Raw genomic sequence first — 20,948 nt, 5'->3', positions numbered from 1 at the left:
ATCCGCCCGGCCGCGACATTGCGCGTGCGGGCGCGCCGGATCGGCTGACTTGATACCCTGTTTCAAAAGCCTCCTCCCTCGCCCTTCGAGACGGCCTTTCAGGCCTCTTCAGGATGAGGGCTTGGGCTCACTGGGCGAACGTATTGCAGGAATCGACCTCACCCGATTTCAGGCCGGCGTTCAACCATTGCTGGCGCTGCGCTGAACTGCCATGGGTGAAGGAATCTGGGACTACATAGCCTTGCCCCGCTTGCTGCAAACGATCATCGCCGATCGCCTGCGCGGTCGCCACCGCCTTCTCGACGTCGCCAGGTTCGAGGATCTGATATTTGCGATTGGCGTTGGCCGCCCAGACCCCGGCGAGGCAATCGGCCATCAGCTCGACGCGCACCGACAAGGCGTTCGCCTGTCCCTTGCTCGACGCGCGCGCCTGCGCCGCCTGGACCTTCGGCAGGATACCGAGCAGATTTTGGACGTGATGGCCGATTTCATGCGCGATGACATAGGCATAGGCGAAGTCGCCGCCGCCGCCGAGACGCCGCTTCATATCCTGGAAGAAAGACGTATCGAGATAGACCTTCTGATCGTTCGGGCAATAAAACGGCCCCATCGCCGCCCGCGCGCCGCCGCAGGAGGAGCTGGTCGCGCCGCTATAAAGCACAAGCCTGGGCTTGACGTACTGAATTCCTTTTTGCGCCGGAAGAATGTCCGACCAGACATCCTCATTCTCGGCGAGAACGGCGGCGACGAATTGCCCCATCTGGTCGGACGGCGTTCCAGCTTGGCGCTGCTGCTGCGGCGCCGGCCGCGCGACTTGCGCGCCATTGCGCGCGCCGTTGAGCATTTCCGCGCCGCCGATCAGAAGGCGCGGATCTATGCCAAGCGCCCAGCCGATGAGGCCCAGGACGATAATGGCGCCTATGCCGAGGCCGCCGCCTCCGCCGAACGAGGGGCCGCCGCCGCCATCATAGGTTTCACCGCGCCGATCCTCGACATTGTCGGAGCGGCGGTAATCTTCCCATCTCATGCTCGGCTCCCGGCCCCTTGTCCGGAGCCTCAATCATGACGCGCGATCTTTAAGCCATCTCTCGATTGGTTTTCAAACGATCTCTTCAGACCCTTTATGCTAGGAGGCGGGATGCAAACGGCTGATCTCCTTGGCGAGCGCGCGCAAGTCCTGCCAGGCGAGCTTTTTTTGCGCCGGCTGGCGCAAAAGATAGGCCGGATGCAGCATGGCGATCGCCTTGATGGTCTCAGGATCCGCAGCATAATCGAACCAGCGGCCGCGCAGACGCATGATCCCATCCTTGGCGCCAAGCAGCGTCTGCGCCGAGGCGGCGCCGAGGCAAACGAGGATCTTAGGATGGACGAGCTCTATCTGCCTTCGGATGAAGGGAAGGCAGACTGCCGTCTCGAGCGGCGTCGGCGTGCGGTTTCCGGGCGGCCGCCAGGGCACGACATTGGCGATATAGACCTTGCTGCGGTCGAGCCCGATCGCCGCCAGCATCTTGTCGAGCAAATGCCCGGCGCGCCCGACGAAAGGGACGCCCTGGCGGTCCTCGTCAGCGCCAGGAGCCTCGCCGACGAACATGATTTCCGCATGTGGGTCGCCGTCGCCGAAGACGAGCTGCGTCGCGGTCGCCTTCAGCCCGCAGCCTTCGAATTTCAAAAGCTTTTCGCGCAAATCGTCGAGAGTTATGGCGCTGGCCGCGCTTTCGCGCGCTGTTTGCTCGAGCGTTTCGGCGGGAAGCGCGAGGGCCGGCTCCCGGCGCGGCGCGAGAGTCGTCTCTCTCGGCGCCGGCAGAGGGGCTGGGCTTTGCTTGTCCGCCACGCCTGAGGATGCGGCCTCTTCCATGCGCGCGGAAGCCGCCGCGGCGCATTCGGCCAGCCGATCATGCGGGGTTGAGTCGACAGCGATATCGACTCCCATCGCGGAATACCAACGCAAGAGCTCGATCAAACTTTCGACCATGGCCTTGGCGGCTCCATTGCTTGCCCGAGGTCGCTCGCGCGCCCATTCTTGGCCTATGTTTCGCCGAATTGCGATCCGAAATCTCGCATGCGCTCAAGCCAGCGAAGCCGCAGCGGCGATTGAAGCGAAAACTTATATCGTATAGCGCTTAAGCATCCGACGCCCAGGCAGGGTTCGCGCCGCCGGGGCTGATGCAACGCGCGAGGATCGAGAAAACGATCATGGCCAAGGAAGAGTCCCGATTGCCGCCGCGCGAGACCATGGAATTCGACGTGGTCATTGTCGGCGGCGGGCCGGCCGGCCTCGCCGCGGCGATTTGCCTGAAGCAGCTCGCGGCGGAGCTTTCGGTCGCCGTCATCGAAAAAGGCTCCGAGCTTGGCGCCCATATCCTTTCCGGCGCGGTCATCGATCCGCTGGCTCTCGACCGCCTCCTCCCCGACTGGCGCGAGGACAAGGACCGGCCTTTGAAAACGCAGGTGACGGCGGATCGATTCTACCTTTTGGGTCCTGCGGGCGCGCTTCGCCTGCCGAATTTCGCGCTGCCGAAGCTCATGAACAATCATGGCAATTTCATCGGCTCGCTCGGCAACCTCGCGCGCTATCTCGGCGCGCGGGCGGAGGCGCTCGGCGTCGACATCTTTCCTGGTTTTGCCGGCGTCGAGGTTCTTTATGGGGCGGCGGGCGAGGTGCAGGGCGTCGCGACCGGCGACATGGGGGTCGCGCGCGACGGCCATCGCAAGAAAGGTTTTACGCGCGGCATTGAGCTCAAGGGCAAATATACTTTGATCGCCGAAGGCGCGCGCGGTTCGCTCGCCAAGGAGCTCATCGCCCATTACGGCCTCGACAAGGACCGCGAGCCGCAAAAATATGGCATTGGCCTCAAGGAGCTTTGGCAGGTCGATCCGGCCAAGCACGAGCCAGGCCTTGTCCAGCATACATTCGGCTGGCCGCTCGACAATAAAACCGGCGGCGGCTCCTTTCTCTATCATTTCGAGGACGGACTCGTCGCGGTCGGTTTCGTGGTTCACCTGAATTACGAGAATCCGACGCTTTCGCCCTTCGACGAATTTCAGCGTTTCAAGACGCATGAGATGATCGCGCCCACTTTCGAAGGCGGCCGGCGGATTTCCTATGGCGCAAGGGCGATCACCGAAGGCGGCTGGCAATCCGTGCCGAAGCTCGCCTTTCCCGGCGGCGCGCTGATCGGCTGCGCGGCCGGGTTCGTGAACGTCCCGCGCATAAAGGGATCGCATAATGCGATCTTTTCGGGGATGCTCGCCGCCGAACATGTCGTCGCCGCGCTCAAGGCCGGCCGCGCCCGCGACGAGCTTGCGTCCTATGAGGGGGCCTGGCGCGGCTCGGAGATTGGCCGCGACCTTTATAAGGTCAGGAACGCCAAGCCGCTCTGGTCCAAGCTCGGAACCTATGCCGGGATCGCCGTGGGCGGCCTAGACATGTGGAGCAATGAAATTTTTGGCGGCTCGCTCTTCGGAACCTTGCGGCATGGCGGGCCTGATTACGCCAGCCTCAAGCCGCTGTGGCGCGTCAAGCCCATTGCCTATGCGAAGCCCGACGGCAAGCTCACCTTTGATCGGCTTTCCTCGGTGTTCATTTCCAACACCAATCACGAGGAAGACCAGCCGGTCCATCTGCATCTGAAGGATCCGTCGATTCCGATCGAGAAAAACCTGCCCGAATATGGCGAGCCGGCGCGGCTCTATTGCCCGGCCGCCGTCTATGAAGTCGTCTATGCTGACGAGGAGGCCAAGACCGGCCCGCGCTTCGTCATCAATGCGCAGAATTGCGTGCATTGCAAAACCTGCGACATCAAGGACCCGGCGCAAAACATTGACTGGGTCCCGCCGGAAGGCGGCGGCGGGCCGAACTATCCGAATATGTAAGTAGGAAAATTAGACTTAATTTCTCCTGCCGTTGGGATCATTCATTGGGCTCGGATGCTTTGTTCTCAGAAGGGAAATCCGCGCGGCCGGGAAATAGCTGAGCATCCCGATAGTCCTTTAGCGTCTGTCTCGTACCCGCCACTTTCCAATCAATTTGTCCGTTCGCGTTCCTGTTGAAGATGACTGAGGCAGCGGCGCTAGGACTTGGAAAAACTGTATCTCTTTTAAATTCCAGGACGTCCGGATCCACGGTATTGACCAAGCGCCCCTCTTTAATGAGCGAGTCCCTCATCGGTTGGTAGGTGTTCCAAATAAAGTCGGATTTGGTGGAAGCTTTTGAGCCCTTAAGAACCGTGAACTCTCCGTCCTGCTCAATTGCCCTCGCCTCGATCTTATGTTTTTTGCTAGCCAGCACAAGCTCGAGGGGGCCGGTCGTCTGTACTAGATCCTGGGGGACGGCCTTGGATTGAGGCAACGTTGGTTGTGGACGGAGGAAATCGAAGTTAACCAGCGGCAAGACGATTTGCATCTGGCTTAGGAAATATTCCATATCCGCTACGTCGGACTCAGGCAGCAGCTTCGATCCGGGCTCATTTCCGTTTGCAAGATTAGCCCGATCAGCCGACTTGGTGATCTCGACCAGCCGACTCTCCAAAAATCTCACATGCGCCTTCGTAAGATTTTGATCTTTTGAGGTCACGATGCAGACTTTTGACCAAAAGTCTTTCGAGGAATCTTTAGCATGGAGTTTTATACGATCCGAGACATTGTCTCCTTCACCAATATAAACCCTCTCTCTGCTCGGCTGGTCCGGATCATTACCCATCAAAAAGTAAACTCCAGTTCGATTCCATTCGTCGCGTTTCAGTGCATCCGCAAGGCGCGAACGGGGCGCGACAAAGACATGCCCAGTCCAATTCATAATCTCGGCCGTCAATAAGCCTGTTGGTGTGCCGTCTACAAGATAGAGGCGAACGGTGAGTCCTTGCGATGCCATCAGACACCTCTTCAACTGTAGAAACCTCGGTTTATCTTAAAACATTATCGCGGCGCGGCGGCGCGCTTCAGCCTGTCGTTGATAGCCTCGCCCAATCCGTGATGCGGGACAGGCGCGACCGCGATGCGAGAGGGCCCGAGCGCGTCAAGCTCGCGCAAAAAGGCGAAAAGATTGGCTGCCGCCTCCGCGAGATCGCCGCTCCGGGATAAGTCGCGCACATTCTCGTCTGGCCGAAAGCGCCCGCCGAAATCCAATCCCGCTTCATCGGCTTCGAGATCAGTCGCCTCGAGGCGAAGCTTTGCGCGCGGCGCGTAATGCGACGCAAGCGCTCCGGGCGATAGAATTTCTCCAGATGGCGAAGCTTCCGTGAGGGAAAAGCCAAGCGCGGCTTCGATCGCGCTGCGGGCGATCCCTCCCGGCCGTAGCAGGCGCGGGCGGCCGTCGAGGCATGAGATGATCGTCGACTCGACGCCAACGGGGCAGGGGCCGCCGTCGAGAATGAGATCGACCCTGGCGCCGAGATCCTGCGCGACATGGGCGGCTGTGACCGGACTGACCCGGCCGGAGCGATTGGCGGAAGGCGCGGCGAGCGGCCGTCCCACCGCCTCAATCAAGGCAAGCGCGACAGGGTGGGCCGGCGCGCGCAGGGCTATGCTGTCGAGGCCCGAGCGGGCCAAAGCGGAAACCGTCGCCCGTGCAGCCAAGGGGAGCACGAGCGTCAGCGGTCCAGGCCAAAAAGCCTCGGCGAGACGCGCCGCCTCATCCGAGAAGACGCCCTGTTCCCGCGCCGCCGCAAGGCTCTCGACATGGGCGATGAGCGGGTTGAAGCTGGGCCTGCCCTTGGCCGCATAGATGCGCCTGACGGCTGCTTCCGACGTCGCGTCAGCGCCTAGGCCATAGACCGTCTCGGTCGGAAAGGCGACGAGGCCGCCGGCGCGCAAGATCCGCACCGCTTCGTCTATTCCCTCCTGATTCGCCAATATCAGGGGCGCCGCCACAAGATCGCTGCTCATATGTGCAATATTCATCCTTGTCGATTCTGGCGCTTCTTCATCGAACGAGGCGCCTTCATAATCGAGGCTTCGCGCCGTACATACTTGGTGCGCGCGGATTGGCTTTCCGTCAACGGAGGCGCGTTTCGCGCTTGAGCCCGGCACAGGCGGAGATTGATCAATGAGCTATCGCGCGCCCATTTCCGACATTCTCTTCGCCATGACCCATGAGGCGGGGCTGGCCGAGGGGCTTAGCGACGGCGTTTACACCGATCTCGGCGACGGGTTCGCCGAGGCGACTTTGCTCGAAGCCGGCAAATTCGCCGAAAATATTCTCGCGCCCTTGAATCGCCTCGGCGACAAGGAGCCGGCCAAATTGGACGCTGGCCGGGTCAAGACGACGCCGGGCTGGCCTGCAGCCTACAAGCAATGGACGGCGGGGGGCTGGAACGCGATCACTGCGCCGCTCGAATATGGCGGGATGGGACTGCCGGCGCTCCTCAACACCGCCTGCATCGAAATCTGGAACGCGGCCAATATGGCGTTCAGCCTTTGCCCGCTGCTGACCCTCGGCGCGATCGAGGCCGCCCATTCGCACGCGAGCGAGGCGCTGAAAAGCCGCTACCTGGCCAAGCTCGTTTCCGGCGAATGGACCGGAACGATGAATCTCACCGAGCCCCAGGCCGGCTCGGACCTTGGCGCGCTCAGAACCAAGGCCGAGCGGCAGGCCGATGGAGCCTATAAAATCTTCGGCTCCAAGATCTTCATCACCTATGGCGAGCATGATCTGGCCGAGAACATCATTCACTTCGTGCTGGCTCGCCTGCCTGACGCGCCGGCGGGGACGCGCGGCATCTCGCTCTTTCTCGTCCCAAAGTTCCTCGTCGAATCCGATGGTTCTCTCGGCGCGCGCAATGACGTGCATTGCGTCTCCCTGGAGCACAAGCTTGGCATCCACGGGTCTCCCACCTGCACGATGGTCTATGGCGAGCATGGCGGCGCGACCGCCTATCTCGTCGGCGAGCAGCATAAAGGCCTCGCCTGCATGTTCACAATGATGAATAACGCAAGGCTCAATGTCGGCGTGCAAGGCGTCGCCATTGCGGAGCGGGCGTTCCAGCAGGCTCTGAGTTACGCGAAAGAGCGCCGCCAAGGCCGCGCTGCGGGCGATGCCGGCGAAGCCATGAGCGTGATCCTGCGCCATCCTGATGTTCGCCGCATGCTCATGACGATGAAAGCTTTGACCGCGGCGGCGCGCGCGATCTGCCTGATGACGGCGAATGCGATCGATCGGTCGCACCGCGCGAAAGATGCTGGCGAATGCAAGGCCGCGGCCGAGCGGGCCTCCTTGCTGACGCCGGTCGCCAAGGCCTTTTCGACCGACATTGGCAGCGAGGTCGCCTCACTCGGAATCCAGGTCCATGGCGGAATGGGCTATATTGAGGAGACCGGCGCGGCGCAATTCCTGCGCGATGCGCGGATCGCCTCGATCTACGAGGGAACGAATGGCATCCAGGCGATCGATCTAGTCCACCGCAAGCTCGGCCTTTCAGGCGGCGGCGCGGTCAAGCGCGAGATCGACGACATGCGGAAAGTGCTTGAGGCGCTGCAAAAGACGAATGCCGAGAGTTTTGGCGAGATGGCGCCTCGCCTGATCGAGGCTGTCGCGAGTTTGGAGCGCGCCACCGCCTTCATGCTGAACGCATTGCAAACGCATCCGGAGGACGCGCTGGCGGGCGCGACGCCCTATCTGCGGCTCTTCGCCTATGCGCGGGGCGGTTCGGCTTTGGCGAGAGGCGCGCTGGCGGCGCATAGGCTCGCGAGCGATGGCGCGACCGATCCGGCTTTGGCCGCGCGAATCGCGACCGCGCGTTTCTTTGCGGAAAATATCGCGAGCGGCGCGGGAGGGCTCGAACTCTCCGTGGTCCATGGCGCAGGCTCGGTCAATGCCGGCGCCTTCGCGCTCGCCATATGACGCCGCCATCGGAGACAAGCGAAGCGACGCCAAGCCCGGCGCAGAACGTCAAGATCGAACGCGAAGGCCGCGTGCTCGTCGTGACCTTCGACCGGCCGGACAAAAAGAATGCGATGACCGGCGCCATGTATCAGGCGGCGACGAAGGCGCTCGACGACGCCGACCGCGATGGGTCTATCGGCGCCATTGTTTTCAGGGGGGCCGGCGGGACTTTCACCGCCGGCAATGACATCGCCGATTTTCTGGCGGCGAGCCGCAACCCTGAGGAGGTTCCGGCTTTCGCCTTCATCAAGGCTCTCGCCGCATGCGAAACGCCCCTTGTCGCCGCTGTCGAGGGCATGGCGATTGGCGTCGGCGCGACGATGATCCTGCATTGCGATCTCGTCTATGTTTCTCCGGGAGCAATATTTCGCCTGCCATTCGTCGATCTTGGCCTCGTGCCGGAAGCGGCGTCCTCGCTGCTCTTGCCGCGCCGCATCGGCTTGGCGAAGGCGAGCGAGCTTTTGCTGCTCGGCGAGCCGTTCGGCGCTGAGGAGGCCATGCGCCTTGGTCTCGCCAATGGCGTCATCGCGGCGGACAAGCTGAAAGCTTACGCCGTAGAGCAAGCGGCCCGGCTCGCGGCCAAGCCCCGCGCCGCGCTTGCGGCGACGCGGCGCCTCATTCGCGGCGACCGTGAGTCCGTTCTCGCCAGGATCGATGACGAAGCGCGTCTTTTCGCGCTTGCGCTGCAATCCGAAGAGACGCGCGCCGCCTTCGCGGCCTTTCTTGCGAAGAAACCTAGCTGATGGATCTATTGCGCGAGAACCTCGACGTCGCGGTCGAGCGTGGAGACGACCTTGAAGGTGGTCTGATAGGTCTTGTTGTCGTGCCGGGCGATGGCGACATATTCGCCTTCCGCCAGGATCAGCGAGGGAAAGGCGCCGATCATTTCGCGGATCACGTCGCCGCCGGGCGTAAGGATCGTGAAGGCGGTATTGGCGAGCGCTTCGCCGCCAGGGCCGCTGACGAGCTTCAAGGTCATGGTGGCGGCGCGATGGCGCAAGGTGGCGTCGGTCAATTTGCCGGCCTGAACCCGAAGATCGGCGCTGACCACGGAATTCGTCGGGTTCGCCGCGCCATTGCTCGCTGCGTCTAGCAAGGTCGATACGATGTGATAACTGCCCTCGGGAAGGCCGATCGTGTCGCCGGTCCTGCCATTTGCGACGACGAGCTTTGCTTCGGAATTGTCGCGCTCGGGAACATAGATCGAAATCGAGGATCGCGCCGGCTGAATCGGCGCGTCGCCGAGCTCGCCGACGATCCGCAAAGCGCCGGCGTTGAGCACGAGCCTTTCGCTCACGCCCTTGCCGCTGATCGCGACGCGCTTTGTCGCGCCGGCGAGCCCGAACGCCGCATGGACGATGAAATTGCCGTCATGGAGCGAGAACACGGGGGTCGCCTCGGAGGATTGGGCGACAAGCTTATGGGTTCCATCAAGCTCCGCCTTTTCCTCGAAGATGCGCCATTGCAGACCGGAGCGCACCGGCTGCGTATCCGTGGCGCCCAGGGCGGCGGCTAGATGCAATATGGTTTTTGGGGCTTCGACAGGCGCTGGCTCGATGCCGCTGGGCAAGCGCAAAGGCGGAAGGTTCGAGTTTTCCATTTGGGCGCTCTGAGCCAAAGCGAAACCCGAAAAGAGCAATCCCACCAGCGAAGCCGCAATGGACGCCAGGGCATGTTCGCGGGCGGCTCGCATATGCTTCATGCCAAAGGGAATGTCCCGCACGCGCGATCGTCTCGGCAAATCCTAGTCTCCGTTCCTGTGCAGGACGCTGGTCACCGCCGCCGCCAGGTTCGCGAAGGAGAGGGGATGGAAAGCAAATTCGATCCGGTGATGTCCCGCCGTCACTTCGACTCCGCGAAACAGGACATTGGCGTGAAGCACCGGCTTTTGAACGCCGTCGACGCGCGCCTCCCAGCCCGGATAAAAAAGGTCGTGCAACACCACAACGCCCGCCCTGTCGGCGTCGACGTCGATCTCGACCGAATTGTCGGCATATTTAACGATCACTAGCTTTGGCTGGGCCGCCGGGGTCGAATCGCCTGAACCCTCGCTCAAAAGCCGCGCCAAATCTTGGCCGCCTAACGCGAAATGGAGGTCGCCGATGTTCGCCTGATCGATCAAGGCTTCGCTCGTCCGGTCGAAGTCGGGCAGCACCTGGTCGTCGAGCACCTGCTCGCTGTCGACAGGCTTGATTTTCGAGGCGAAATAGGCTCGAGGCGCGGTCTTGCCGAGCTTGTAGATATACATCGTGTCGCTCGTGTAGATCGGGATCGCGCTCGGACGCGGAACATGGCGCGGCAGCCGGACCAACGGACGGTCGAGAACGAGATATTCGAGGCCGAGAAGCGCCGCGAGATGGCATTTATATCCGCGAAACGTGCCAGGATAGTGGCGCAGATTCGGATCGCCGGCATTGTCCCCCGGCCCGACGGCGCGCTCATAGCCGTCGATGCGCAAGGGGTTATATCCGATCGTGTTCTCAAGCTTGAGAACCATCGAGGCGTTTTGCCAGGGTCCGCCCAGGCCTAGAATTTCCACCCGCGGATAATCGCCCTCGCGGATCTTCCCGGCTATCTCGCGGCGCAGAACCTCTATGCCGGCCGCCTCGCTGGGCTTCATGCCGGCAAAGACGCTATATCGGTCGACAGGCTCCGCATTGAGCGAAGAAGCTCCATTGCGCCAGAGGATTTCGCCGCCGCTCAAGAGGACGAAAAGGCTCGCCGCCAACGCCCGGCGCGGGCGCGCCTTGAGCCAAAACAAAAGCGCCACGCCCACAATTGCAAGCGCGGCGGCGACGCCCAATTGGCAAAGCGAGGTCGCCACGCGGCCCTCGCGCAGCGAAAAGGCGAGGCCAGTCCCAACCAGGACGGCAATCGCCAGCGCGGTCGCCGCCACGAACGTCCAGGCGAGCCATCCGGGCAAGCGCAGGAAGGGTCGCGGCAAGCCGTCTTGGACATAGCGGTGCAAGAGAAACCCGGCCCCGAAGGCCAGCGCGATATTGACGATGAAGGTCGCGTCCGCAGGCCGGCGATAGAGCGACACGCCGGGGATTCGGTCGAACGCCAGGGCAAAGAATGGGGTATAGCGGCCAAGGGCGTAAAGCATTGCCGCGCCCAAGACGATCGAGAAGAAGCGGATGGGGCGCGCGAACAGCCGGCCGGCGCCGAAACCATGCCAAACCACGAGGAGGATCGGCAAAGTGCCGATGAAGAGATAATCGACGGCGCGGTCGGTCCAGTCGGCTTGCGGCATGGTGGCATAATCCGGGCCCCAGTAATCATAGAGCTGATCGAGCGAGCCGAAGAAATTAGGCACCAAAAGCGTGATCAGATTGACCGGAGCGAGTGAACCCGCGGCGGCGACGCCGAAGGAGATGCCCGGCCGGTTCGAATCCGCAAGAAATTGCATGGTCAACAGCGCCGGCACGAACAGGATCGCGCCGATGACGGCGCAGCCCGCCGCCAGAATGCCGACTCGCGCCCGCAGATAGACGAGCGCCTGGCCGGAATGGAAAGCAGAGAAGAACAGGCGGCCGATGAGAACCGTGCACAGCAGGAAGGCGACCTGGTCGCGGCCGAGCGCCATCAGCGAGGCGAACAGGCCGAAAAAGCAGGCGAAACGGTAGGAGCGGCGCTCAAGCGCGATTTCAAGGCACCACAAGGCCGCGGGAAAGAAGGAATAGGAAATGATCATGCCGGTATGCTGCAGCCGCGAGGAGGCGGCGCCGCCGAGCATGAAGATCAACCCCGCGAGCACTGCGCCGGCGGGATGCCAGCGCCAGCGTCGGCAAAGGCCGAGAACGCAAAATCCGCCGAACGCGAGATGGCCGAGGATCACCGCGTCGAAAAGCTGCATCGAGGCGTTCGGCGCGATAAATGCAAAAAGCGCCATGCTCGGCGTGAAGATCAAGGATTGCGGATCGGCGATCGAGGGATGGCCGGCGAAATGATATGGGTTCCAGAGCGGGATCTCGCCGCGCTGAAAGGCGTCGCCGAGAAAACGGAACATGGGATAGAAATGGTTCTTTGAATCCCAGGGAACGACGGTTCCGCTAAAGAGCCAGCAGGCCAAAGCGAGCGCGAAGAAGCCGACGAAGCCGGCGATGGCGAGCCAAGCGCCCCTGGGTGTCCAAGCCGGCGCGCGGGCGCGCTCCGCTGCGCCTGAAGAGATCAAACGATCGCGCACATGGCTCGTGCGGGAGGCGGCGGCGGGATAGGCGGCTGTGTCCAAAAGCGACATGGCTAATCCAAGATTGCTCTGTCTGATGCGGCGCGCTCAATATGCGCAGATTCAAGGCAAAATCATGCGCCGGCCCACGATGACCAAAGGCGTCCTTCAGGTGGAGGGCTGCAAGCGCCGGCCGACGCGCAGCCAAGGAGGAATTCGGAGCGAGCAGCGCAAAGCTTGCGCTCGCCACAGATCTTGCTTGGTCGCCAAGCTTTGCGCAAGACTTTATTTACCACTGACTCGATCGAATTTATAGATTTAACGGAGTCGGCAATTGGCGTTCCCCTTGCGTCGAAGACTTGCGCGTCGAAGACTTGCGCGCCGAAGACTTGCGGGTCGAAGGTTGCGTCGCCGCCGGCGCCGCGCTTTGATCGCCGAATATCGCTCTTTTATAGTGGAAAGCCTGAACCAGCCATGAACGATACGATCGCGCTTCTCGAGGCCCGGCGCTCGGCGCCGGCGGCGGCTTTGGCCGAACCCGGCCCGAACGCTCAGGAAATCGACATTCTGCTCCGGGTCGCCGCGCGGGTTCCCGATCACGGCAAGCTCGCTCCGTGGCGGTTCATCGTTTTCGAGGGCGAGGGCCGCGACCGCGCCGGCGCAATCGTCGCCGATGTTTACGCGAAGGCGCATCCTGAGAGCGACGCGGGGCGGCTACAGGCGGAAAGGAAGCGTTTTTCACTCGCGCCGCTGGTCATTGGCGTGGTTTCCCGCGCGGCGCCGCATGAAAAGATTCCGGAATGGGAGCAGGTTCTCTCGGCGGGCGCAGTTTGCATGAACCTGATCGTGGCGGCGAATGCGCTCGGCTTCGCCTCGGTCTGGCTGTCGGAATGGTATTCCTATGACCGCGAGGCGCTGGCGCGTCTCGGCCTCGGCGAGGAGGAAAAGATCGCCGGCTTCGTTCACATCGGCCGGGCGCCGGGTCCGCGTGAAGATCGCGCACGCCCGACGCTCACCGATATTGTCACGCGATTCTAGGGCCTTTATTTCGTCCATTCGCAGAAAGACGGCGGCGCTTGGTCGCTGGCGCCGCCGCCCTCAATTGGGTTTTCTTCAGCCGCGATCCCTTTGGATCATATCAGGCCGCCTCGCTGAGTTTGCGACGGCCCGAGCCAAACAGCCGCCGCCAGAACGTCTTTTGCGCTTCCGCCTCAACGGAGGTTTTCGCCCGCTGATCGGTCAAGAGCTTCACCGCGCTGGTCTGATCCTCGATCAGCTTCAACAGCCGGATGCGCTCTTCCTGCCAATTCTGGGACGCGCGGTTGCGGTCCTCCCGCAAATGCGTCCGGTCCGCTTCGAGATCGGCGATCCGTCGGTCCTTCTCGGCCAAGAGGTGCTTCAGCCCGGCGAGCTGAATCTCAAAGGCGGCCGAATATGGGACCGTTTCCCCATGATCCTTGCTTGGTTTCCAATCGTTCGCCGACAGTTCGTCCGGTTCGGGTTTCGAAATCTTCGGAAACACGCGGAAAAGTTCGGCCGGATCGATCTTGTATCCAGCCGTCCCCTTCTCGGTGTAAGACAACTTGCCGGAAGACAAGGCTTTCGAGATGGTGGATTTCGCGACTCCCGCCTCTTTGGCTGCCTGTCCAAGACTAAGATACATTGGAGTTTCCAATCGTTCGTGTGGAGCTTCGGAAACATTTTCCCAAAACACTTAAGGAAACATTAAGTGCGATCTCATGTTGACGTTGCGACAGGCGATTTTTTCAGGGTTGCGGCGCTCGTGAGGATGAGGGTCGGGCTTTATCCCAGAACGCGGCTTCGCGTAGCCCATGGCCTATGCCATGATTGAAGGCCTAATTCGGAAAGCCCGACCGGGAGCCCTATGAAAATCCGCGCCGATTTCTCGCAACGCGTCGTGGTCCGCCCCGGCGAGGCCGATTGGACGCCTTCGCCGCAACCGGGCGTCGATCGGCTCATGCTCGATCGGATCGGCGAGGAAATCGCCCGCGCGACGAGCCTAGTCCGCTTCAGCCCCGGAAGCTTCTTCCCTTTTCACGAGCATGGCGGAGGCGAAGAGGTTTTTGTCGTCGATGGCGTCTTCGAAGACGAATATGGGCGCTATCCTGCCGGAACCTATTTGAGGGACCCGATCGGCTCCTCCCATGCGCCTTTCACCCAGGACGGCTGCACCCTATTCGTAAAGCTCTGGCAATTCGCGCCGGGCGATAAAGAGCGCGTGGTCATCGACACGGCCAGCAGCGCCTGGGAGCAAACCGCGACGCCCGGCGTGGCTGTAAAGCCGCTTCACAGCTTCGCCGGGGTTTCGACGTTGCTCATCCAATTGGCGCCGGGCCTGCGCTTAAATCGCCCGCTCAATCCGGGCGGCGAAGAGATCCTTGTCCTCGAAGGCGCGTTTGCGGACGGCGAGGGGGAATATTCGAAAGGCGCCTGGATCCGCGATCCCGGCGGACGCGAAGCCGCTATCGTTTCGCAAGCCGGCTGCGTGCTTTTCGTGAAGGCAGGACATTTGCCGCCTGACCTCGGCGCGTTGCAGGATTTTGCACTGGCGCAGCCCGCGCGCTGACCTTGCTGCCCCGTGCAAGATGCTCCAATCAGCGGCTCGCCGCTGCGCTCCGCGGCGGTTCCTGCGCCCGTTCGCTCGGGGGCTTTTGAGCGCCCGCCAAATATTCGATCCCGGCGATCTGGATCTTTGTCGGGGCAGGCGGGGCCGCGTCAAAAAATCCTTCCGCCTTGAATCGCTTGAAGATCTCGAAATGAAGGTCGCTTCTGATTCGGAACGAGCTTTCAACATCGGCGACAAAAAGCGAGAGCTCGAAGTCAAGCGCGCTCGCCGACATTCCTTTGAAGAGGATTTGCGGGGCCGGGATCTTCAGCACAAGGTCCTGAGTCTTTGCTATAGCGACCAGCACCTCGCGAACTTTCTCCGGATCAGCGGTCCCGGCGACGGTGAGCGGAATCACGAGCCGGCCGGTTCGATCGGTGCGCACGAGGTTCTTCACGACGCCGGTGACGAGGCTCGAGTTCGGGATGATGACCTGGGAGCGATCGAAGGTCTCGATCTCTGTGGATCGAACATTAATGCGGCGCACATAGCCTTGATCGGCGCCGACCACGATCCAGTCGCCGACGGCGATCGCCCGCTCCCATAGCAGGATCAGGCCCGAGACGAAATTATTGACGATCGACTGCAGGCCGAACCCGATGCCGACCGATAAGGCGCCGGCGACAAGAGCGAGCTTCTCGAAGCTCAATCCGAGATAGCCGAGCGCGAGGCTGGCGGCGATGATGAAGCCGACATAGCCGAGGCTCGTCTTGATCGAGTTGCGCAGGCCTTGATCGAGCGAGGTATGCGGCAACAGGCTCAAATCGACCCAGCGCAGCAATGAATGCGCGATGGCGTAGGCGAAGCCGAAAATGGCGATGGCGGCGGTGATGTTGAACGGCGAAACGTTTACGTCGCCAACCTTGAAGCCGAAGAAGGCCGTGCGAAAATCGAGCGGCACATCGGCCGATTGAAAGCCCCATGTCACCAGGATGAAAAAGGCGGCGACGCCGAAAAGCGCCAAGCGCACCAAGCCGGAGAACAGCACGCCAAGGAGTTCGAGCGAGCTGCGCTCCACGCCAAGGCTGGAGGCGATCCAATGCCCGAGAGGGGTCGTCGGCTTGAACCCGGCGGCGACGGATTCGTCGACGAAAACGATCGACATGTACAGGACGCCTGCGACGGCGCAGATCCAGACGAATTGATCGAGGAGAAAGCTCGCAAAGGTTGGATAGCCGATCAAGACCGCGCCGACGACGGCCATGCGGGTAAGCCAGGCCGCGACGCGCAAAAGATCAAACCAATTATGCTTGTTCGTAACCGGCGGGCCGAAAGAATCATCGTCGATCGCGTCGCCGAACCGCCAAATGCCGACCCCGAGCGCGATCGCCGCCGCCACGGCGCCGAAGCTGCGCGTCGCGACCGAAAAGGGCAGGGACACGTTGATGATTTCGTTCAACGCCTCGACGACCCTGGTCGCCGAGATCACGCAGGCGACGGCGATCGCGACCTGAACGAGCCGCCGGCTGGCCGCGTCGCCAAGGCTCAGCAGACGCCATGCAGGGCGCGTCGGGGCGAAAAGGCCTCGCGCTATCCCGGCCGCCAAGGCGATGCGAATGACGCTTTCCCAAACGGCATGGGTGAACGGCTGCAGCTGCTCATTGACGAGATTGAACGCATTGAGGACCGCGCCAAGCGCATAGATCATTGCGATCGGGGGGACCGCGATCACCAAGGCGACCCACCAGGCCCCGAGGATCTTTAGCAAACGGCTCGGCGCTTCGATCGCGCGGCGGCGCGAGAGCACGCGCCGGGCCAGCACGGCGACCAGCCCATAAATCAGGATGGCGCCGCCAAGCCCTCCCCAGAAAGCCTGCATGCGCCAGCCGTCGAGCCGGGCGTTGATCGCGGCGATCCAATCGCAAAAAAGGGCGCGAATGGCCTCGAGATTTGCCGGCGCCCCCTGCCAGACGCTGGACCAAAGGGAAGAGGAGAAGAGGCTCGGCGCCGCCTCGAAAAGCGAGTTGGCGAACAAGGCGCGCTGCTTCGCCGCTATGGCGGCGCGGACCTGATCGGCCCTGACGCTGAGCAGCTTGGCCCGCTTCGAAAGCTCGTCGGCGTCGCTATAGCTCTTTTGCTGGCTGGCGCGCTCGGCCGTCACCGCCGGGTTTTCGGGCGGCGCTTTGTCGTCGGGCGCGTCCCCTAATTGGTCGAGCCGCGTCTTGATCTCGCCAAGCCGAGGCGCAAGCTGGTCGATCGCGTCGCTGAGCTCGGTCGAAATCGGGCCGCACTGCTGGCGCAAAGCCTGCAGATCGGCTTCGGTTAAGTTGCGGCGCTCCAGGCTCGTTTCGATTTGCTTGAGCGCGGCGTTGATCTTGTCGAGATCGGCGCCGGTGGGCAATTGGGCGGGAGCCACGGTCGGCTGAGGATTGGCCGGCGCAGCCGCCGGAGCTTGCGCGGCGGGACGCGGCTGGCTTTGCGCCGGGGCGGCCGCCCGAGGCTGCGCGCGCGCCGGATCATTCGCAAGGAGCGCGATGAGACAGAGCGCGCAGGCAAGAAATCTTGGCAAAGCCTTCCCTCTGAAAAGTGTCGAAAAGCCTTTCCGACGCAGCCAAATTGGCGGCGCAACTACCTCAAGCGCAACAAAAAAGCGAAACCGCAAATCCGCTCGTCCGGTCCCTCAACGCTGGCGGCGGCTGCGCCGAAGAGGTTCGAAAGCTGGTTCTGGCGGCGGGTAGAGATGCGGCGTCCCATGGTAGTCGTCGACTCGATAGGTCTCCTCGCGGATCGTTTCTGTCAGGTAATTGGGGCCAATTGGCGCCTTTCCATGACCGCCTGGAAGATCGAGCATATACGCGGGCTGGCAAAGGCCCGACAACCTGCCGCGCAATTGCCGCATCAATTCGCGGCCTTTGGCGATCGGCACGCGAAAGCGGGCCGTCCCCGGCGCAAGATCGAGCTGGTGCAGATAATAGGGCTTGATTCGTGTCTCGACAAAGGCGCGCATCAGCGCCGCAAGCGTTTCGACATCGTCATTGACGCCGGCGAGAAGCACGCTTTGGCTCAGCATGGGAATTCCGGCGTCGATGAACCGGGCGCAGGCCACGCGCGCTCGCGCGGACAATTCGCGCGGATGATTGGCGTGCAGGGTCACATAGACGGTCTTGCCGGTCCCGCGCAGGCTCTCGACGAGCCGGTCCGTGATCATGTCGGGATCGACCGCCGGGACTCGCGTATGAAGGCGGACGATCTTGACATGATCGATGGCGTCGAGCCGCGCCATGATCTCTTCGAGCCTGCGCGGCGAAAGCATGAGCGGATCGCCGCCGGTGAGGATCGCCTCCCAGATTTCGGGATGGGCCGCGACATAGGCGAAGGCGGCGCCGAGCGCCTGAGGTGAGAGAAAAGCCGGCGCGCCCGGACCGACGATCTCGCGGCGAAAGCAGAAGCGGCAATAGACCGGGCAAATGTGCAGCAGTTTCAACAGAACGCGGTCCGGATAGCGGTGGACGACGCCTTCAACCGGGCTGAACGCCGCATCGCCGATCGGGTCCGCCATCTCTTCCGGCTGCATGGAGAGCTCGGCGGGATCTGGAATAAATTGCCGCGCGATCGGGTCGCCTGGATCGGATCGGTCGATCAAGCCGGCGACTGTCTCGGTGAGGCCAATGGCGTAGGTTTGGCTGATCCTGTCCAGCACGGCTCTTTGTGCGTCCGGCGCAAGTCCGGCGGCGATGAGATCGGCGGCGCTGCGCAGCGCCCGTCCCGCTTTTGTCATTGTGCTTGCGCGCTTCCCGCCACCGGCGTCCAGATGACCTGCTCGATATGGGACGCCCCGGTAGCGAGCATCACCAGCCGGTCGAAGCCGAGCGCAATTCCGCAAGCCTCCGGCATCTCGGCGAGAGCCGCAAGGAAATCCTCGTCGATCGGATAGGCCTCGCCGTAAATTCGCTGACGCTCCGCCATTTCCGCCTCGAAGCGCCGGCGCTGCTCGGCCGGATCTGTCAATTCTCCGAAGCCGTTGGCGAGCTCGACGCCGCAGGCGTAAAGCTCGAAACGCTCGGCGAAACGCCGGTCGCCTTGCAATTTCGCCAGCGCGGCCTCGCTCGCCGGATAATCCATGAGAATCGTCGGCTGGCCAAGCCCGAGATTAGGCTCGATCTTTTCGCTCAGGATCTTGCTGAAAATATCCGACCAGCTGTCGTCTTCGACGATTCTCACCCCCCGCTTGCGGGCCAAATCCACGAAAACGTCGCGGTCGGGCTCGGCGCCCCCGAGCATAGCGGGAAGGTCGATCCCCGCATGGCGGTCGAAGGCCTCGGCGACGCTCAAGATCTCCGGCTCCGCGAAAGGATCGGCGAAATGGCCGGCATAGCTCAAATCGCGGGCGCCAGCCGCGGCTGCCGTGCGGGCGAGAAGGCCGGCGCAATCCTCAATAAGCCTCTGATAAGGCTCGCCAGCCCTATACCATTCGAGCATAGTGAATTCCGGGTGGTGAAGCCTTCCCCTTTCGCGATTTCTGAACACGTGGCCAAAGCTGAAAATCCGCTCCTCGCCGGCGGCGAGCAGCTTCTTCGCCGCGAATTCCGGCGAGCAATGAAGGTAAAGCCGGCTTCGCGCGCCAGCCGGATCCACGATCTCGGTCGCAAATGCGCTGATATGCGCCTCGTTTCCGGGCGAGACCTGAAGAATCGCGGTATCGACCTCCATAAAGGATTGGGAGGCGAAAAAGGATCGCGCCGCCTCGGCCATCTTGGCCCGCGCCTTGAGAAAAGGCCGCCGGTCGTGGTGAATATGGGGCCTCCACCAGGGCGATGGTTTGGGCGAGAGCTCGTTCATTGCGCTATTTCGCTTGAAAAAATACCCGGAAGACGGCTAGCGAAGAGCCGCAACCAACATGGCGCTCGCTTCACTCGCTTTGGCCCCCAAGCCTGAGCGCCGGGGCGGGCGGCTCAGCGAACCCGCATCGTATAAAGGAAAGCCCGTGAAAGTCATCGCCAGTTCGATTCGCAAAGGGAATATCATCGAGCGAGAGGACGGCCAGCTTTATGTTGTCCTGACCGCCGAGAGCTTTCATCCGGGCAAGGGCACGCCGACGACGCAAATCGACATGCGGCGGCTTTCCGACGGCGTGAAGACAACGGACCGCTATAAGACGACCGAACAGGTCGAACGCGCCTATGTCGAGGACTCTAACTTCAGCTATCTCTACCAGGACGCCGACGGCTACACATTCATGAATGCGGAGACCTATGACCAGATCATCGTCCCGCCGGACGTGATCGGCGATCAGGCGCAATGGCTGCAGGAGGGCATGACCTGCGTTCTCTCAATCTTCAACGGCGTCGCCGTCGGGATCCAGCTTCCGCCGCGCGTGACGCTCGAAATCCTCGAAACAGAGCCCGCCATGAAGGGCCAGACCGCATCCTCATCCTATAAGCCGGCGAAGCTTTCGAACGGCGCCCGGGTCATGGTGCCGCCGCATATTTCGGCTGGCGTCAGGGTCGTCGTCCAGACCGAAGACGGCTCCTATGTCGAACGCGCAAAAGACTGAAGAACCATCCGCTTCGCGGCGCTTGGCCGAATAGCGACGCTCGGGCGGGCCCAAGATGGCCACATAGAAGAGGCGAGAGCGCGGCCGCGGCCTCGCCTGCCTTATCCATGTCGACGTCGAATGAAAGATGGTCCGGGGCAGGCGCGTCTTGGCCGCGCCTCAGCGGCGTCCGTCGAACTTCGCCTCGATCTGGCGCAGAAGCGCGCGGATGGCGGGCGGTTCGGTATTGGAAGCAGGTAGTTCATAGGCTTTTCGCAGCCGGACGCCAAGCTGCGCATGAACAGACCTCTCAACGAAAAGTCCGAGCTGGGGCGTTTCGAACTTGCTTTGAACGAGCAAGCTACCGCACGCGCCGCCGCGTTTCAGCATCTCATTCATTGTCACAATTCTTTTCGTCCGATCATCGCCTGAATATTGATGATTGATATTGTCCAAACTACGGTGTCGTTATGGCGCGGCTGGCCGCATGTGTGTCCGAGCGCGGCATGGCCATTGAACTTGGCAAACGACATTTTGTTCCGCAGCAATATTGACGCAGAAACTTGCCTGGACCGGGAAGCACGGCAGAACGCGGCAAGACGCTTGCCAAGGCGATAGGATCTGCCTTTACGGATGCGGCGGCGTCACGACGCTCTGCTGGCGACGATCGTCGGCGCGCGACCATTCACTCGGTCGGCCTGTGTCCTTGCGCCATTCGACGTCGCGCCACACCTGCTTCGTCGGGCATAGACTTCCCAGTCAAAGAGAACGCGACGAATCTTCTAGCTGCTGCCGCCAGCTG

At 62.2% G+C, this 20,948-nt stretch carries 17 protein-coding genes; 6 read left to right on the top strand and 11 right to left on the bottom strand.

Annotation, left to right across the window (positions count from 1 at the left end; translation table 11 throughout):
* Positions 1 to 127: 127 nt before the first annotated feature.
* Together RZS28_RS17430 and RZS28_RS17425 are read right to left on the bottom strand one after the other, a co-directional pair.
* Positions 128 to 1,027 carry a neutral zinc metallopeptidase gene (locus RZS28_RS17430; protein ID WP_407338991.1) on the bottom strand — a complete coding sequence of 300 codons (900 nt, stop codon included), beginning with the start codon at positions 1,025 to 1,027 and terminating at the stop codon, positions 128 to 130.
* 99 nt (positions 1,028 to 1,126) lie between these two features.
* Positions 1,127 to 1,972, bottom strand: a complete 846-nt coding sequence (locus tag RZS28_RS17425) for a uracil-DNA glycosylase family protein (protein WP_407338990.1) — start codon at positions 1,970 to 1,972, stop codon at positions 1,127 to 1,129.
* 221 nt (positions 1,973 to 2,193) lie between these two features.
* Here RZS28_RS17425 and RZS28_RS17420 point away from each other — a divergent pair, with 221 nt between their 5' ends.
* Positions 2,194 to 3,873 carry an electron transfer flavoprotein-ubiquinone oxidoreductase gene (locus RZS28_RS17420; protein ID WP_407338989.1) on the top strand — a complete coding sequence of 560 codons (1,680 nt, stop codon included), beginning with the start codon at positions 2,194 to 2,196 and terminating at the stop codon, positions 3,871 to 3,873.
* Between the two features lie 37 nt (positions 3,874 to 3,910).
* Here RZS28_RS17420 and RZS28_RS17415 read toward each other — a convergent pair whose 3' ends face one another.
* Together RZS28_RS17415 and RZS28_RS17410 are read right to left on the bottom strand one after the other, a co-directional pair.
* Positions 3,911 to 4,870, bottom strand: coding sequence for a GIY-YIG nuclease family protein (locus RZS28_RS17415; RefSeq protein WP_407338988.1), 960 nt, complete (start codon positions 4,868 to 4,870; stop codon positions 3,911 to 3,913).
* 44 nt (positions 4,871 to 4,914) lie between these two features.
* Positions 4,915 to 5,883 (bottom strand): L-threonylcarbamoyladenylate synthase, encoded by a 969-nt coding sequence (locus RZS28_RS17410; RefSeq protein WP_407338987.1) that lies wholly within the window; start codon positions 5,881 to 5,883, stop codon positions 4,915 to 4,917.
* 160 nt (positions 5,884 to 6,043) lie between these two features.
* On the opposite strand from RZS28_RS17410, the gene RZS28_RS17405 reads away from it, so the two are divergent.
* Together RZS28_RS17405 and RZS28_RS17400 are read left to right on the top strand one after the other, a co-directional pair.
* A complete protein-coding gene (locus RZS28_RS17405; RefSeq protein WP_407338986.1) occupies positions 6,044 to 7,837 on the top strand; it encodes an acyl-CoA dehydrogenase in 1,794 nt (597 codons plus the stop codon).
* Positions 7,834 to 8,622 (top strand): enoyl-CoA hydratase-related protein, encoded by a 789-nt coding sequence (locus RZS28_RS17400; protein WP_407338985.1) that lies wholly within the window; start codon positions 7,834 to 7,836, stop codon positions 8,620 to 8,622. The genes RZS28_RS17405 and RZS28_RS17400 overlap by 4 nt, the downstream gene beginning before the upstream one ends.
* 5 nt (positions 8,623 to 8,627) lie before the next feature.
* On the opposite strand, the gene RZS28_RS17395 is transcribed toward RZS28_RS17400, so the two are convergent.
* The gene (locus RZS28_RS17395) at positions 8,628 to 9,572 is read right to left on the bottom strand and encodes a hypothetical protein (RefSeq protein ID WP_407341159.1); all 945 of its coding nucleotides are present in this window, start codon (positions 9,570 to 9,572) and stop codon (positions 8,628 to 8,630) included.
* A 51-nt stretch (positions 9,573 to 9,623) separates the two neighbouring features.
* Positions 9,624 to 12,119, bottom strand: coding sequence for a YfhO family protein (locus RZS28_RS17390; RefSeq protein WP_407338984.1), 2,496 nt, complete (start codon positions 12,117 to 12,119; stop codon positions 9,624 to 9,626).
* A gap of 402 nt (positions 12,120 to 12,521) precedes the next feature.
* Between RZS28_RS17390 and RZS28_RS17385 the strand changes: the two genes are divergently transcribed.
* Positions 12,522 to 13,085 carry a nitroreductase gene (locus tag RZS28_RS17385; protein WP_407338983.1) on the top strand — a complete coding sequence of 188 codons (564 nt, stop codon included), beginning with the start codon at positions 12,522 to 12,524 and terminating at the stop codon, positions 13,083 to 13,085.
* 100 nt (positions 13,086 to 13,185) lie between these two features.
* On the opposite strand, the gene RZS28_RS17380 is transcribed toward RZS28_RS17385, so the two are convergent.
* On the bottom strand, positions 13,186 to 13,710 hold the full coding sequence (locus RZS28_RS17380; RefSeq protein WP_407338982.1) for a hypothetical protein: 525 nt from the start codon (positions 13,708 to 13,710) through the stop codon (positions 13,186 to 13,188).
* Between the two features lie 222 nt (positions 13,711 to 13,932).
* On the opposite strand from RZS28_RS17380, the gene RZS28_RS17375 reads away from it, so the two are divergent.
* Positions 13,933 to 14,634, top strand: coding sequence for a cupin domain-containing protein (locus RZS28_RS17375; RefSeq protein ID WP_407338981.1), 702 nt, complete (start codon positions 13,933 to 13,935; stop codon positions 14,632 to 14,634).
* Between the two features lie 28 nt (positions 14,635 to 14,662).
* Here RZS28_RS17375 and RZS28_RS17370 read toward each other — a convergent pair whose 3' ends face one another.
* The 3 genes from RZS28_RS17370 to epmA form a co-directional block, all read right to left on the bottom strand.
* Positions 14,663 to 17,182 carry a DUF3772 domain-containing protein gene (locus tag RZS28_RS17370; RefSeq protein ID WP_407338980.1) on the bottom strand — a complete coding sequence of 840 codons (2,520 nt, stop codon included), beginning with the start codon at positions 17,180 to 17,182 and terminating at the stop codon, positions 14,663 to 14,665.
* A 111-nt stretch (positions 17,183 to 17,293) separates the two neighbouring features.
* Positions 17,294 to 18,391: a lysine-2,3-aminomutase-like protein gene (locus tag RZS28_RS17365; protein ID WP_407338979.1), complete on the bottom strand. Its 1,098-nt coding sequence runs from the start codon at positions 18,389 to 18,391 to the stop codon at positions 17,294 to 17,296.
* On the bottom strand, positions 18,388 to 19,452 hold the full coding sequence (gene epmA, locus RZS28_RS17360) for an EF-P lysine aminoacylase EpmA (RefSeq protein ID WP_407338978.1): 1,065 nt from the start codon (positions 19,450 to 19,452) through the stop codon (positions 18,388 to 18,390). The genes RZS28_RS17365 and epmA overlap by 4 nt, the downstream gene beginning before the upstream one ends.
* Before the next feature lie 145 nt (positions 19,453 to 19,597).
* Between epmA and efp the strand changes: the two genes are divergently transcribed.
* A complete protein-coding gene (efp, locus tag RZS28_RS17355; RefSeq protein ID WP_407338977.1) occupies positions 19,598 to 20,167 on the top strand; it encodes an elongation factor P in 570 nt (189 codons plus the stop codon).
* Between the two features lie 159 nt (positions 20,168 to 20,326).
* Here efp and RZS28_RS17350 read toward each other — a convergent pair whose 3' ends face one another.
* Positions 20,327 to 20,545, bottom strand: a complete 219-nt coding sequence (locus tag RZS28_RS17350) for a hypothetical protein (protein WP_407338976.1) — start codon at positions 20,543 to 20,545, stop codon at positions 20,327 to 20,329.
* Positions 20,546 to 20,948: the final 403 nt, after the last annotated feature.

The organism is Methylocapsa polymorpha (assembly GCF_045689225.1).
GTDB lineage: Bacteria > Pseudomonadota > Alphaproteobacteria > Rhizobiales > Beijerinckiaceae > Methylocapsa > Methylocapsa polymorpha.
Note: the sequence above shows the minus strand (reverse complement) of the source record. Positions and strands in the feature narration are given on the sequence as shown.